The sequence below is a fragment of the Microvirga sp. Mcv34 genome (genome assembly GCF_024519725.1).
Classification (GTDB): domain Bacteria; phylum Pseudomonadota; class Alphaproteobacteria; order Rhizobiales; family Beijerinckiaceae; genus Microvirga.
In genome coordinates this window covers 1-14,273 of the sequence record NZ_JALJRK010000053.1, presented here as the reverse complement: position 1 = coordinate 14,273, position 14,273 = coordinate 1, and the positions used below count along the sequence as shown (strand labels likewise).

Genomic DNA, 14,273 nt, shown 5'->3' with positions numbered 1-14,273 from the left:
TGGTTCTCATGGGGGCGGCGAGACGGTCGCCGTCTGAATCCGTTGGTCCTCGCTTTTGACGAGATCGGACGCGGCCGCAACCAGATTCTCGAGCGACATCGGGCGGAAGTGGAACTCGACCCGGTGGCGTCCGGGACCGATCTCGACCCCGCGGAACAGAAGGTTGGCGCGCAGGATCGGCCGACGTTCGCCGTCGACCCAGGCCTCCCAGCCTGGATAATTGATGTCGTGCAGCACCAGGACGCCGTTGTCGCTGCTCTCGACATCCAGGGTAACGGAGTTCCGCTTGTAGCTGACAATGCGTGCCTGTCCCTTGGCTTCGTCGGGCGCGGTACCGGCCGGGGTGTAGGAGGCCTTGAGCCGCGGCAGGCTCTCGTTGTCGATCAGCGCTTCCGTCTCGCGGTTGAAATCCGGCACCTCGTCCTCGCCCAGCACGGCCTCGGAATCCACCGGCGTGACGCGATGTGCCACATAGGCGCGCGGAACGGAGGTGTTCAGGCGATAGATCCACATCCGCCCGGTCCCGTAGACGATCTCGGCATCGGTCAGGCGCGGGAAATGGCGCGGCAGCTTCTCCACAGGGCGGTCGAGCACCACGTAATCGAGCCCGAGAAGGCTGGCGAGCTCGCAATTGTAGCCCCTGAAGCTCGTTGGGAAGCTGCGCAGATTGGGGTCTTCGGCATTCTCGCCGGGGCCGATGGCGCGCTCGTAATCGGCCAGGCGCAGCGGGTTGTAGCCGATGGTGTCCTCGATCCCGAGCACCATGGATGCGTTCTGCCACGCCCCCTTCAGTCCAAGGATCTCGACGCGGGGGTACTCGCCTCTCGCATGGCGGTCGGCGAGCTCGCGCTTGAGGATCTGAAGCCCCTGCAGCTGTTCCGGCGGCAGCTTGGTAAAGATCGTGTAGCGCTCTGCAGGCTCCGCATTCAGGGCCGAGGCCGCGTGACGGCCGATCAGCTCCGCGCCCGTCAGGGTCACCAGCACGAGGGCGATGGCTTCGCGCCAGCGGGGTGCGCCGCTCATCCTCGTGATGGCCGCGATGGCCAGGGTCGCCACGGCAAGGCTTACCCCGATTTCGATCAGGGCCGGAGAAACGAAGCCGCCCTTGACGGCGAAGGCCATGGCGCTGGCGACGGCCGCCATCAGGAGCCCCAGGGCCAGGAGCGGCGGGGCCACCCAAAGCCGACCGAGGGCCGCACGGTTCCAGTGCGGCAGCCCGTCCGTCGCATAGCGATGGACGAGATAGCCCGCCGCGAAGGCCAGGGCGATGTTGATGAGGAAGGTCGCGTCGGCGGGCCTGCGGTAGAGGTCCACACCTGGCAGATGATCGAAGATCACCACGAAGCCCGGCGTGTAGCGCCCGAGCGCGTAGAGCGTGGCCGCGATGCCCATGACGAAGAAGAAGCGGAACTCGCGGGCGAACAGGCGCCCGCCCGCCACCCCGTGCCAGAGCAGGAGGAGAGCCGGGATCGTGCCGATGAACAGGTAGTTGGTCGCCCGATCGGTCCAGGTTCCCTCGGACAGGCTGTGCCAGTCCGGTCCCCAGTAATCGTAGGTCCAGCGGAGCGAGCCGAAGACGTTGCCGAACAGGATGGTCGCCAGGCTCTCCGGCGGCAGGGAGCCCATGGCCGCCACGCCGAACCCGAAGGAGGGGCGCGTCGAGGTGGCGAGGAACTGCATCGTCAGCACGATCGGAACGGCCAGAAGGGCACCGCCGATCAGACCCATGAAGGCCAGGAGCCCGAGGCGGGACCTGAGATAGGCCAGGCGCCGGGGCGCCGCCCAGATCCGCTGCGCCGCCAGCAGGATGAGCGTCAGGCCGCAGAGGAAGGCGACCTGGTCGCGTCCGATGACCATCATGGCCGCGCTGAGGGCGAAGAGCACTCCGTAACGGTAGGAGCGGCGGTCCAGAGCTTCCTCGAGGAGCCAGAAGGCAAGGGGGAAGAAGCCATAGCTGAAGATCATGCCGGTATGCTGGAGCCGGGCCGTGGCGGAGCCGCCGAGCATGAAGACCAGGGCCGCCACCACAGCGCCCGCCGGATGCCAGCCTCGCCGGCGGAACAGGGGCACGAAGGCCAGTGCTCCGGGCAGGAAATGGGCGAAGACGACGACGTCGAAGAGCTGCATGGACGGCTCGGGCACGAGCCAGCCGAACAGGAGCATGGTGGGTGTGAACAGCAGCGATTGTGGATCCGCCGCCGAGGGATGGCCGCCGAAATGGTAGGGGTTCCAGAGCGGCAGTTCGCCATGGGCCAGGGCGCTGCCCAGGTAGCGCAGGGTCGGATAGAACTGGTTCTTGGAGTCCCAGGGCACGACCGTTCCGGTCAGAGGCCAGATCGAGACCGCCAGGGCCCAGGCCGCAAGGATCAGGGCAAAAGCCGTCAGCGTCTGGCGCTGCGACCAGACTGGCAGGGATGCTGGACTATCCAGTCCTGAAATCGATGTCTGCATTGCTCTCAACGCGGCGTCCCGCCAGCCGATCTCTTGCGGCGGGACCATCAACCGGCTTGCCTGCGCACGCCCCCGGGTCCGCCCTGGTTTGAAACCTGCTTGGCGTCTGACCGCACTCCCCCTATACATCCGCTGCTGTTTCTTTTGTTCAGCGATGCGTCTTCGGGATGCCCGCGCTTCCTCAAACGCAGCAAGACGGCGAGACGATGGCAAGCCGGGCTTTCCTGACCTGCCGCCTTTGAGCATCCATCTTCATTGTTCCACATAATTCGAGCCGGATGAAGATCCCATGAATGATAGTATCTCCCGCCTTCTGCAGCGCCGCTCCGTCCCTCCGCGTTGGCTGGGCGAGCCGGGGCCGACCGAGCAGGACATCGAAACGCTTCTAAAGGTCGCATCCCGGGTGCCGGACCACGGCAAGCTCGTTCCCTGGCGCTTCATCCTGATCCAGGGCGAGGCTCGGGGGCGCCTCGGCGAGGTGCTGGCGACCGCCTATCAGGCGGATTATCCGAGCGCCGGCCCCGAGCAGGTGGCGGCCGAGCGGGAGCGCTTTTCCAACGCTCCCCTCGTCGTCGCGGTGGTGTCGCGCGTGGTGCCGCATGCGAAGATCCCGGACTGGGAGCAGGTTCTCTCCGCGGGTGCGGTCTGCATGAACCTTCTCGTCGGGGCGTCCGCGCTCGGCTATGGCGCCTCCTGGCTCACGGGCTGGGCCGCCTTCGACCGGCGGGTTCTGGATGCCCTGGGGCTGAAGCCCCATGAGAGGATCGCCGGCTTCGTCCACATCGGCACAGCCAAGGAAACGCCGACCGATCGCGACCGGCCCGACCTCGCCGACATCGTGACGCGGTTCTGACAATCCTCCGGTAAACGCTCCCTCATGTTCTACGAAACCTCGACCAACGCCCACGGCCTGCCGCACGATCCGTTCAAGGCCATCGTCACGCCCCGGCCCATCGGCTGGATTACCTCCATGAGCGCGAAAGGGGAGGTGAACCTGTCGCCCTATTCGTTCTTCAATGCCGTGTCCGAGCGCCCGCCCATGGTGGCGTTCTCGTCCGCCGGCAGGAAGGATGCGCTCACCTTCGTCGAGGAGACGGGGGAGTTCGTCTGCAACCTGGCGACCTACGACCTGCGCGAGCAGATGAACCTCACGTCGGCCGTTCTGCCGCGCGGCGAGAACGAGATGGATCATGCAGGCCTGAAATCCGCTCCCTCCCGGCTCGTGAAGCCGCCGCGGGTGGCCGATGCCCTCGCGGCGCTCGAATGCAAGTGGCTGCAGACCGTGCCGCTCAATCCATTGGGCGGAGGCGATCCGTCCTATTACCTCGTGATCGGGCAGGTCGTCGGTATCCATATCGACGACCGGTACATCGTGAACGGCCTCGTCGACACCGCCGCCATGCGCCCCATCGCCCGCTCCGGATACCGGGATTATTTCGTGGCGACGCCGGAGACCAAGTTCTCGATCACTCGGCCCGGAGGCTGAGTTCGGCATCAGCGAGAGAGGCGACGCCTCAACAAAAAACGCGGCCCGTAAGGCCGCGTTTTTCATGTCTGCCTGGTGCCGTGACCGTCTCAGTCGAAGCGGCCGCTCGCATGGGCCAGCATGGTGTAGACCTTGCCGGTTTCCGACGTGAGATAGGTCTTCGTCAGCATCGAGTCGCGGTCGTCGCGGGAAACTTCCGACAGCAGGCGCTCGAACTCTTCCACGTAACGGTCCACCGTCTGCCGGAACTCGTCGTCGCGGCGGTACTTGCGGCGGATCTCGTCGAAGGTCTGCTGGCCCTGCAGGGTGTAGAGGCGACGGGTGAACACGTTGCTCTCGCCGCGGCGGTAGCGGTCCCACAGCTCGACGGCCGCTTCGTGATCGATCATCCGGGCGATGTCGACCGAGATCGAATCCAAGGATTCGAGGCTGTTGGTGCGGGCGCGATCGGCACGGGCCGGCGCACGGGCGGGCTCTACGGCCTCATCGCGTGAGGCGCGGTTGAGAAGATCCGACAGCCAGCCGCCGCGATTGCCGGCGTCGCGGGCGGGTGCCTCCTCGCGACGGGCAGCGGGACGCTCGGCCGCCGGTTGGGCCGGACGGGCGGGAGCCGGTGCAGGCGCCGGAGCGGGAGCAGGAGCAGGAGCAGGAGCAGGAGCAGGCCTGGGCTCCGCCTGACGGGCGACCGTCGGGGCAGGGGCGGGGGCCGGATTCTGCGCGATCCGCTGTTCCACCGCGGCCGCGACGGCGGCCATGGTGGCGGCGACGGGCGTCTCGTTGACCGCAGCCTTGCGGGGCTGGGCGGCCGGCGCCGCATCCACGAGGCGGTTGGAGCGCGACACCAGGGCGGAGAGCTCGTTGAGAGCCTTGATCTGGTCCGCAACGACCCGGCGCATGTTGGCGCTCGCCTCCTGCGTCTCCTGCGGCAGCTCCACGACGCCGCGGCGCAGCTCGGCGCGGGTCGCCTCCAGCTCGCGCTGGATCTGGCCCGTCATGCCGCGCAGCTCGCCCATCGTGTCGCGGAACTTCGCGGTGGCGCTGCCGAGGGCCTGAGCCATCTCGGCGGCGGCCTGCTCGTAGTTGGCGCGCAGGGCGGCGGCCGTGCGGGCGCTTTCCTCGCCGGTGCTGGTCCGGATGCGCTCGAACTGCTCGCCGATGGCGTTCGTCGCCGTATCGGCCGTCGCGGCGAGGACGGACCCGAGCTGGCGCGCCTTCGCGTCCGCGTTCTCGAGCGAGCCTTCCAGCAGGGTCGTGAAGGAGCGGGTGGCGGATTCCAGATCCTGCGCCCGCGCGTTGATCCGGCCGAGAAGTTCGTCCAGGGCCTGCTGGCGGCCGGACAGGGCTTCGCTCATGCGGGCCTCGACACGCTCCAGAGCGCTCGTGGCTTCGGTGAGAGTGCGCATCTGCTCCTGGGTGGTGTCGGTCAGCGTGCGGCCGCGCTCCTCGAGGCTTTGGGCCAGTTCCATTGCCTGCTGGATAGCGCCGGATGACACGCTGCGCAGGGCGTCGACCTGGTCGGCCACCTGATCGGAGGCGCGGCCCGTCTGGGTGGCGATCTCCGTGAGGAGCGACTCGATGTGCTGGACGCGTCCGGCCAATCCGTCCTCGACGGCGCCGAGATTGCTGCTGGCCGACGCCGCGACCTGCTGGAGCAGGCGGTTGGCGTCCTGGAGGCTGCCGAGCACGTCGGTGAGCTCGCCGCGCAGGCGGTCGCTCGTGCCGGTGAGGACTTCGACGGTCTGCTGCGTGCCCTTGTCGAGGGCGCTGCGCATGGCCTCCGTCGACTGCATGTAGGAGGCGGTCAGCTCCATCGTGCGCTCCTGCAGCGAGGAGAGCAGGGTGCTGCTGCGATCCTGCAGGCCGTCGATGACGGCGGTGCTGCGCTCTTCGAGGCTGCGAAGGGTCGTCTCGCTGATGGCGGCGAGCTCGCGGCCGATCACTTCGCCATGGTCGCCCAGGTTCGCGACGAGGGACGCGCCTTCCGTGTCGAAGATCGCGCGGATCTCACCGATCCGGCTGGCGAGCGAGCCGAGAACGGCCTGTCCGCGCTCGTCGATGGTCTCGGCAACGCCGCTGAGACGGTTGACGACCCGCTCTTCGAGCATCGTGACGCTCCGGTCGAGCGCGTTGGCGATTTCCTCGGTGCGGCTTCCCAAGGTCTGGTTGATCTCGAAGGCGCGGGCTCCGAGGGTTTCGGTGATCTCGTCGGAGCGGCTGCCGAGAACCTCGTTGATCGTCGCGATCCGGGCGTCCAGCGTTTCACCGATCTGCTCGGCCCTGGAGGACAGGGTGTCGGCGATCGCGTTGGTCTTGGCGGTGATCGCCTGGCTGATTTCGTCGACGCGGGCCTGAAGGGAGGCCGCCACGTCGCGTCCGCCCTCGGCCATGACGCGGGCCATCTCGCCGGTGCGCACGACCAGGGCCTCGTTCAGGGCCGTGGAGCGGGCACCGAGGACGGTGTCGACCCGCTCGACGATGGTGTCGAAATTGACCGTGATCTCCGAGCTGCGCCGCGAGGCGTGCTCTTCCAGGGCGGCGAGCTGGGTCTCGATGGCGGTCGTCGCCTCGCGGGCGCGCTCGGCGAAGGTCTCGGCCACGGCGCGGCCCTGCACGGTGATGAGGCGGTCCATCTCCTCGAAGCGGCCGCTGATCGTCTCGGTCAGGCTGCCCACGTCGCGGGACATGCGCTCGGCCATCTCGCCGCCGCGGGCCATGACGCCCTCCAGAGCCGTGAGACGCGAGCCGAGGGCCTCTTCCATTTCGCGGGTGCGGGTGTCGACCGTCGTGGAAAGGGTTTCGGCCGTGCGGCTGAGCACGTCGTTGACGCGCGACCCTTGGGACGCGATGGCGAGAACGATGTCTTTCGCGGTGGTGGCGAGACGGGTCTGCGCCTCGTCCGTGTGGAGGGAGAGTGTTTCCGAGAATTCCTTGCCGCGCGTTTCGAAGGCGGTGCGGAACTCCTCGACCTGGCTGCCCATGAGCAGCGAGACCCGCTCGCCGGCTTCGGTGAGGCTGGTTTCCAGGGCCTGGCCCTGCACGGTGACGGATTCGCTGACGCGCTGGCTCGCGGTCTCGAGACGGGTCGCCAGATCCTCGACACGGCTGCCAATGGATTCATCGGCAAGGCGCACGGCGCTTTCGAGCTGCTCGCGCACTTCGCCGCCGCGCTCGCTGATCTCGCGGGTGACATCGGCGGCCGTCGTCGCAAGGCGCTCGCGGAACTCGTTGCCGCGCAGCACGATCTCGTCGACGACACCTGTTCCGGTCGTGGCGAGCTGCTCGCGGAGCGTGGTGCCTCGGGTCGCCAGCTCTTCGATCAGGGAACCTGCCGTGAGGGCGAATTCCTCACGCAGATTGCTGCTGCTCGCAGCGAGTTCCTGAACGAGCGTCGCGCCCGTGGTGGACAACTGCTCGCGCACCTGCGTGCCGCGGGTCGCGATCTCTTCGCCCACGAGGGCGCCGGCCGTCGCGATCTGGTCGCGCATTTCCGTGGTGCGGGCCGAAATGTCGTCGGCGATCACGCCGCCCGTGGCCGCGAGCTTCTCGGTGATCTCTGCGCCGCGCTGGGCGAAGCTGTCCTCAAGGGTGCGGGCCGTCTGCTCGAAGGCTTCGCGCACGTCGTTGCCCTGCTGGGCGAGGGCATCGATCACGCCGCGGCCGGTTTCGGCAAGCGTGCGGGTGACCTGGCTCGCGCCTTCCTGCAGGTGGCGGGTCAGGAGGTCGCCGGTGCGCTCGAAGGCGCCCGTGATGTCCTGCGCCTTGCTCTCGAGCGCGCTCGTGATGGTGGTGCCCACCTCCGAGATGCCGTTCTTGATCTCTTCGCTGGAGCCAGAGAGGCGCTCCACCAGCTCGATGCCGCGGCTCGCCATCTCCTCGACGACGCGCTCGCCGGCGCGGCCGAGAGCCTGGGTGATGTGGTCGCCCTGCTGTTCGAGCGAGGTGGTGACCTTGTCGCCCGCGCCGCTGACGGCGGACACGACGCGCTCGCTGGCGCCGTCGAGATCCTGGATCAGGCTCTGGTGCACGCCGGTGATGGAGCCGCGCACGCGCTCCGCGTTGGACACGATGGCCTCGCGCTGCGCCACGAGCTCGTCGATGAGCGAGCGGATGCGGATCTCGTTGTCGGAATAAGCGCGCTCCAAGGTCGAGATCTCGCTGCGCACGAGGGTTTCGAGTTCGCCCGCGCGGGCCAGGGCCCGCTCGACGCCGTCGCCGACGGCCGCCACTTCACGGCGCACAGCCTGCGAAACGGACAGGACCGCATCGGTGGAAAAGTTCTCCGGCTGGGCCAGGCGCACGGCGACTTCGCCGACCGCGCGCGCCACCATCTTCATCTCCTGCGAGCGGACGGTGAGCATCGCGGCGATGAAGAACAGGAAGACGGGCGCCACGAGCCCGACGGCGCCGAGGGCCAGCTGCGAGGGCGAGAAGGTGGCGAGCAGTTGCTCCGGCGTCGTGATGCCCTGCGCGTAGACGAGGGCGCCGACGCCACCGAGCCAGAGCAGGGAAGCGAGGGTGGCCATCCAGTAGGCACGGCGGGAGGGGCGAACCTGGAGAGCCTGCAGCATCACGCCCACGTTCTGGCGGTCATCGTTCGCGACGGCGCTCCGGTCGGGGGCGATGAAACCGGAGCGGGCCATGTCGTCGAGCCTGGGGTCATGGTCGTCAGCCTGGGCGGACAGGGAATCGGAACCGAGACCGAAAGGACCCTTCGTGAAATCGTGATCGTCGATATCGGGCAGCTTCGGCTCTTCGTAAGGCTTGTTGCCCGAGCGCTCCGGCGTGTGGATCACGAATGTCTCTTCGAGGTTGAGTGCCTGCTCGACAGCCGACAGGGCCGCCTCAGCCGGGTCCTTCATCTTCTTGTTCTCGGTCGCCATGATCCGCCCTCGTGACGCAACTGATGATGGTCGGGGCCACTTCATTCCCTGAAAACGCGGTGAATGCGTGGCCTCAACCGGCGCGGAGCCCCATTCAAGGGATTCCGCACGGTAATCTGTCATTTACCAAGCAAGTCTAGCGGCCGATCTGCAACAAGGAAACCCGATGTCCCCTGTCATTTATGAACGTCGTTAACGGCTTAGTAACCTGCTCTACCAGGGAAAATTACGGCGAAAAGACGGCAGGTTTCGCACCCGTCTCTCGTCATCCGGTGCAGTCTGTCTTAAGTATGCGCCGACAAGCAGAGGTCCGCAATGATCAAGATCACGTTCATCGATGCCGAAGGCACGGCCCGCACCGTCGAGGCCGAGGAGGGCTCCACCGTCATGGAGACGGCCATCCGCAATGGCATCCCGGGTATCGAGGCGGAGTGCGGAGGGGCCTGCTCCTGCGCGACCTGTCACGTCTATGTCGCGGAAGAATGGGAAGCCGCGACCGGTCAGCCTCAGCCGATGGAAGAGGACATGCTCGATTTCGCCTTCGATGTGCGTCCCAATTCCCGGCTGTCATGCCAGATCCGCGTCCGTCCCGAACTCGACGGCCTCGTCGTTCACACTCCCACCCGCCAAGGCTGAAACTGGAGAGAGCCCATGTTCAAGACGATCCTGGTTCCTGTCGATCTCGGAGAGGTCGAGGCGGCGCAGCCCGCCATCGACAAGGCCGTGGAGCTCGCCAACGCATCGGGCGGCACCCTGCGCCTGATCTATGTGCGGGCCATCGTGCCTGTCACCTACATGGAGTTCATGCCGCCGACCTTCGACGACGAGCAGCAGGGCGAGTCGGAGAAGAGGCTGGCCGAGCTGGCCGCCAAGGTGTCTCTTCCGGCCGAGCGAGTTTCCGCCGTCGTGCGGCTCGGCTCGGTCTACAACGAGGTGCTGGACGAGGCCGAGAAGACCGGCGCCGACCTCGTGGTCATCGGCTCCCACCGGCCGACCATGGCGACCTATCTCCTCGGCTCCAACGCCGCCACCATCGTACGCCACGCCAAGTGCTCGGTGCTGGTGGTGCGGGCCTGACGGAAGGTCGCCCAGCGCAAGCCAATAAAAAAGCCGGGATGCAGCTGCATCCCGGCTCACCCTATGAATGGGTGTAGCATCGTCGGTCTGACCGAACGCTCAGCCCCACTGGGACGGATCCCCCGCACGGGCCACGATGGTCCCTTCCGCCTTGGGAAACGACATCGCCGCCGCCGAACCCATGAGGGCGAAGGCGAGTGCGATCTTGATGCAGATGTTGAGTTTCATAACCATTCCCTCTTCTGGCAAACTGAAAAGTACCTCTGCGGGTACTTATATGTTATATTATTTCAAAGAAGAGATATGTCAATGAAGCTTGTCGGCGGACAGCCGTCCTGAAGGTTTGGTGGGGAATACGGCCTGTGGACGAGCCCCAGGCGCCACGCTGCAGCCGCGATACAAAACTCAGGCTTTCGGCAGAAGCTCCGCTGGCGGCTCGCTCGGGCGGAAGGGGCGGGGCTTGTTGAGACGGATCATCGGTTCGATCTGCCACACGCCCACGACGGCGAAGAGCGCTCCCAGCAGGGCGACGCCGGTCGCTCCCATCCGGAGAGCCTGCCAGATCATGAAGGCCATGGCCAGCAGCGACGCAACGGCAAGCGCCGAGGTTGGCAGCCAGAGGCCCAGGGGCTTTCCCGCCACGAACCGCGCCTGCGGGTTGGCGCGCGCGATGGCCTGGCACAGGGCCGACACGAAGGCGCGGTATTCCCGGGTCAGTTCCTGAGCCTCGACGAGGCTCTTCCAGTTGAGCGAGTTGAACGTGAAGGACTTCCCGTCCTTCATGATCACTTTCGTCCGGAAGGATTTTTGCGCCAGCCGGCCGGGTTCGAAGGTCATGCGGACCGTGGTGACGGCACCGAGCTGCACCTCGTGCACCTTGCGGCCGGAATCCACCGTGAGCCTGTTGTCCTTGAGGATGAAGGAAATCGGTCCGCCGAAGGGCTTGGGGCTGTGGGTGTAGGTCTGGGTCATGCGGCTTCTTAGCGGCACGTCACCCGTTCGGCAAACCGGTTCCCGCGGTATCGAACGAAACCTACCGGACCAGCTCGCGCATGGCGTGATCGATGCCTTCGAGGTTGAGCGGATACATCCGCTCCCCGAAGACCTGGCGGATCAAACCGATGGACTGCGTGTAGTTCCATTGTGGCTGCGGCACCGGGTTCAGCCACACGGCTTTCGGGAAATGATCGAGGATGCGCCGGAGCCAGACCTGGCCGGGCTCCTCGTTCCAATGCTCCACCGAGCCGCCAGGATAAGTCACTTCATAGGGGCTCATGGAAGCGTCGCCCACGAAGACGACCCGGTAGTCGGACGGGTAGGTGCGGATCACGTCGAGGGTGGGGATCACCTCGTCGAAGCGGCGGCGGTTCTGCTTCCACAGGTTCTCGTAGACGCAATTGTGGAAGTAGAAATGCTCGAAATGTTTGAATTCGAGCCGTGCCGCCGAGAACAGCTCCTCGGCGATCTCGATGTGCCAGTCCATGGAGCCGCCCACGTCGAGGAAGAGCAGCACCTTCACGGCATTGCGGCGCTCGGGCCGCAGGCGCACGTCGAGATAGCCCTTGTGGGCGGTCTCGTGGATCGTCCCGTCGAGGTCGAGTTCCTCCGCCGAGCCCGTGCGGGCGAAGCGGCGCAGGCGGCGCAGCGCGATGCGCATGTTGCGCACGCCGAGTTCGACGCTGTCGTCGAAATCCTTGAACTCGCGCTTGTCCCACACCTTCACGGCGCGGAAATTGCGGTTCTTGTCCTGACCGATGCGGATGCCTTCCGGGTTGTAGCCGTAAGCGCCATAGGGCGATGTCCCGGCGGTGCCGATCCATTTGTTGCCGCCCTGGTGCCGGCCCTTCTGCTCCTCGAGGCGCTCCTTCAGGTTCTCCCAGAGCTTTTCCCAGCCCATGGCCTCGATCTGCTTCTTCTCCTCGTCCGTGAGGTAGCGCTCGGCGAGCTTGCGAAGCCAATCCTCCGGGATCCCGGTCGCGTCGACCGCGTGGCCCATGCTGGCGATGCCCTTGAACACTTGGGCGAAGACCTGATCGAAGCGGTCGAAATGCCGCTCGTCCTTCACCAGGCAGGTGCGGGAGAGATAATAGAATTCCTCGACGCTCTTCTCGGCAAGATCGCGGTCGAGCGCCTCCAGCAGGGACAAATATTCGCGGAAGGAGACCGGCACCTTGGCCGCGCGCAGCTCTGTGAAGAAGTTCAGGAACATCGCGTCAGAATATCGGACCTGGAAGTGGAGTCCACTTTTGGGATTGATCCGATGTTCAATTCCCTAAGCGTCGCGTCGTCATCTGCGGTCAGGTCAAGACGCGAGAGTTCGGTTCAGCCCTCGACCTCGGTGGTCTGCTCGGTCGTGGCCGAAGGCGCCGGCTTGCCGATGCGCCGCCGCGCCTGGAAGACGCCCCGGTTCGGATCGCGCTTCGGGTTCTTCTTCCGGAGGATCTCCCGGAACTCGTCCCGCCTTTCATGGATCGACGCGATCACGAGCCCCATGGGCACCCCGATATCGCTCAGCACCGCTTCGGTGAGCTGCAGGGAGGCCTCGATGGTCTCGGGCACCGCATCGTCCACGCCGAGCTCGTAGAGCTGCGTCGCGTGGCGCGCATCCCGGGCCCGGGCCACGATGGTGATGTCCGAGCATTCCTGCCGGGCGGCGGACACGACGCCCTCGATGGAACTCAAGGTGTCCAGGGTGATGACGAGGGCGAGCGCTCGGTCGATGCCGCAGGCTCGCAGGAACTCGGGATAGGTGCCGTCGCCGTAATAGACCGGCTTCCCGGCCCGTCGTTCCGCTGCGACGCGGGCGGGATCCATGTCGATGGCGAGGTAGGGCACCTTGTGCCGTTCGAGCATCTCGGCGACGAGCTGGCCGACCCGGCCGTAGCCGGCGATGATGACGCGGCCGACCTCGTCCGTCGGAGGCGCCACGGCCGCGAGGGGATCGAGCGGCCGGCGCACCTCGAGCTTGCGGCCGAGGCGCTGACCGAGGCGCGCCAGGAGCGGGATCGCCACCATGGTGAGGGTCGTCACCAGAAGGAGGTTCTGGCCGATCCCGGCGGGAACGAGACCGGCGATCATCGCGGCGCCCAGGATGACGAGGCCGAACTCGCCGCCGGGACCCAGGAGCAGCCCCGTCTCGGCCGCCTCGGCCGTGTTGAGGCCATAGGGGCGGGCGATCGCCACGATGGTGATGCCCTTGATGACGATGACCGTAGCCGCGAGAGAGAGGATCAGAAGCGGCGCCCCGAGGAAGCGGAACAGGTCGAGGCTCATGCCGACCGAAACGAAGAACACGCCCAGGAGCAGCCCCTTGAAGGGCTGGATCGTGACGTCGATGGCGCGCCGGTATTCCGTTTCCGACAGGAGGATGCCAGCAATGAAGGCGCCGAGTGCCATCGATAGGCCGCTGACGGCCGCGATCAGGCTGGTTACAAGAACGACGAGCAGGCAGGCCGCCATGAAAAGCTCCGGGCTTTTCGTGGTCGAGACGAGCTGGAAGAAGGGCCGGAGGATCAATCGGCCGAGGCCGATGATCAGCACCAACGCGACGACCGCCTGCAGGACCAGGATGGCGAAGGACGATGGGGTCACCTCGGGCCTGCTCGTATCGAGCACAGCAATGGCAAACAGGATCGGGGCCACCAGGAGATCCTGGAACAGCAGAGCCGAGAAGCTGGCCCGCCCGGGCGCCGTGTTAAGGCGCTTCCGCTCGGCCAGGACCGGGATCACGATGGCTGTAGACGACAATGCGAGGGCCAAGCCGACGATGGTGGCTGCGGTGATCGTCTCGACAGTTCGGAAGGCATAGAATGCCAGCCCCAGAATCAGGGCGCCCAGCAGCACCTGCAGGGAGCCGAACCCGAAGACGAGGCGTCGCAGGGTGCGAAGGCGTTGCCAGGACAGCTCGATGCCGATGGTGAAGAGGAGGAACACTACGCCGAATTCTGCCAGGCGCGAGGTCCCCTCCGGATTGGTGAAGGTGATCCAGTTGATCCAAGGGTAACTCGGCATGAGCCGACCCAGCCCATACGGCCCCAGCAACGCGCCCGCCGCCAGAAACCCCAGGACCGGGCTGATTCGGAGCCGGTGGAACAGGGGCACGACGATGCCTGCCGTTGCCAGAAAAAGAATAGGTTCCTGATAGGACTGCAAGTCTATCGCAGCGGCCATTGCTTCCTTCCGGTTCGAACCATTTTCGTTCTACCGGCCGGACATGCGCAAGGGATTATTGCGGCGCAATGCGGAATGGCGGGCGCGACATGAGCGCATGGGAGGTTGCGGCGACTTTCTAGCGCATCGGACGGACCCAGAGGGCCGCGTCAGCGAAAAGTGGACCCGGTTTCCGGTCCATCCGATGCGCCAGCCAAGAGAAGGAGCCT

The 14,273-nt window shown here is 66.3% G+C and carries 10 protein-coding genes; 4 read left to right on the top strand and 6 right to left on the bottom strand.

Annotated elements, in window-relative coordinates:
* Positions 1-6: 6 nt before the first annotated feature.
* Positions 7-2,451, bottom strand: a complete 2,445-nt coding sequence (locus tag OC446_RS21725; RefSeq protein WP_262031103.1) for a YfhO family protein — start codon at positions 2,449-2,451, stop codon at positions 7-9.
* Between the two features lie 289 nt (positions 2,452-2,740).
* Between OC446_RS21725 and OC446_RS21720 the strand changes: the two genes are divergently transcribed.
* Together OC446_RS21720 and OC446_RS21715 are read left to right on the top strand one after the other, a co-directional pair.
* On the top strand, positions 2,741-3,304 hold the full coding sequence (locus OC446_RS21720; RefSeq protein ID WP_262031102.1) for a nitroreductase: 564 nt from the start codon (positions 2,741-2,743) through the stop codon (positions 3,302-3,304).
* A 24-nt stretch (positions 3,305-3,328) separates the two neighbouring features.
* The gene (locus tag OC446_RS21715; protein ID WP_262031101.1) at positions 3,329-3,937 is read left to right on the top strand and encodes a flavin reductase family protein; all 609 of its coding nucleotides are present in this window, start codon (positions 3,329-3,331) and stop codon (positions 3,935-3,937) included.
* Between the two features lie 89 nt (positions 3,938-4,026).
* Here OC446_RS21715 and OC446_RS21710 read toward each other — a convergent pair whose 3' ends face one another.
* The gene (locus OC446_RS21710) at positions 4,027-8,817 is read right to left on the bottom strand and encodes a hypothetical protein (protein ID WP_262031100.1); all 4,791 of its coding nucleotides are present in this window, start codon (positions 8,815-8,817) and stop codon (positions 4,027-4,029) included.
* Positions 8,818-9,132: 315 nt separating this feature from the next.
* On the opposite strand from OC446_RS21710, the gene OC446_RS21705 reads away from it, so the two are divergent.
* Positions 9,133-9,453 carry a 2Fe-2S iron-sulfur cluster-binding protein gene (locus OC446_RS21705; protein ID WP_262031099.1) on the top strand — a complete coding sequence of 107 codons (321 nt, stop codon included), beginning with the start codon at positions 9,133-9,135 and terminating at the stop codon, positions 9,451-9,453.
* A gap of 15 nt (positions 9,454-9,468) precedes the next feature.
* On the top strand, positions 9,469-9,894 hold the full coding sequence (locus OC446_RS21700) for a universal stress protein (protein ID WP_262031098.1): 426 nt from the start codon (positions 9,469-9,471) through the stop codon (positions 9,892-9,894).
* A 99-nt stretch (positions 9,895-9,993) separates the two neighbouring features.
* Here the strand turns inward: OC446_RS21700 and OC446_RS21695 are convergent, their stop codons facing one another.
* The 4 genes from OC446_RS21695 to OC446_RS21680 all read right to left on the bottom strand — a co-directional run bounded on the left by OC446_RS21695 (position 9,994) and on the right by OC446_RS21680 (position 14,064).
* Positions 9,994-10,122, bottom strand: a complete 129-nt coding sequence (locus OC446_RS21695; RefSeq protein WP_262031097.1) for a hypothetical protein — start codon at positions 10,120-10,122, stop codon at positions 9,994-9,996.
* A 177-nt stretch (positions 10,123-10,299) separates the two neighbouring features.
* Complete coding sequence (locus tag OC446_RS21690) at positions 10,300-10,866, bottom strand: hypothetical protein (RefSeq protein ID WP_262031096.1); 567 nt, start codon at positions 10,864-10,866, stop codon at positions 10,300-10,302.
* A 61-nt stretch (positions 10,867-10,927) separates the two neighbouring features.
* Positions 10,928-12,103: a vWA domain-containing protein gene (locus OC446_RS21685; protein ID WP_262031095.1), complete on the bottom strand. Its 1,176-nt coding sequence runs from the start codon at positions 12,101-12,103 to the stop codon at positions 10,928-10,930.
* 113 nt (positions 12,104-12,216) lie between these two features.
* Entirely contained in the window at positions 12,217-14,064 is a 1,848-nt protein-coding gene (locus tag OC446_RS21680) for a cation:proton antiporter (protein WP_262031094.1), read from the bottom strand.
* Positions 14,065-14,273: the final 209 nt, after the last annotated feature.

What these genes read in the sequence shown, in the direction of transcription:
- OC446_RS21725 (WP_262031103.1), bottom strand. Translation starts at nt 2,451, where the DNA reads ATGCAGACATCGATTTCAGGACTGGATAGTCCAGCATCCCTGCCAGTC.
- OC446_RS21720 (WP_262031102.1), top strand. Translation starts at nt 2,741, where the DNA reads ATGAATGATAGTATCTCCCGCCTTCTGCAGCGCCGCTCCGTCCCTCCG.
- OC446_RS21715 (WP_262031101.1), top strand. Translation starts at nt 3,329, where the DNA reads ATGTTCTACGAAACCTCGACCAACGCCCACGGCCTGCCGCACGATCCG.
- OC446_RS21710 (WP_262031100.1), bottom strand. Translation starts at nt 8,817, where the DNA reads ATGGCGACCGAGAACAAGAAGATGAAGGACCCGGCTGAGGCGGCCCTG.
- OC446_RS21705 (WP_262031099.1), top strand. Translation starts at nt 9,133, where the DNA reads ATGATCAAGATCACGTTCATCGATGCCGAAGGCACGGCCCGCACCGTC.
- OC446_RS21700 (WP_262031098.1), top strand. Translation starts at nt 9,469, where the DNA reads ATGTTCAAGACGATCCTGGTTCCTGTCGATCTCGGAGAGGTCGAGGCG.
- OC446_RS21695 (WP_262031097.1), bottom strand. Translation starts at nt 10,122, where the DNA reads ATGAAACTCAACATCTGCATCAAGATCGCACTCGCCTTCGCCCTCATG.
- OC446_RS21690 (WP_262031096.1), bottom strand. Translation starts at nt 10,866, where the DNA reads ATGACCCAGACCTACACCCACAGCCCCAAGCCCTTCGGCGGACCGATT.
- OC446_RS21685 (WP_262031095.1), bottom strand. Translation starts at nt 12,103, where the DNA reads ATGTTCCTGAACTTCTTCACAGAGCTGCGCGCGGCCAAGGTGCCGGTC.
- OC446_RS21680 (WP_262031094.1), bottom strand. Translation starts at nt 14,064, where the DNA reads ATGGCCGCTGCGATAGACTTGCAGTCCTATCAGGAACCTATTCTTTTT.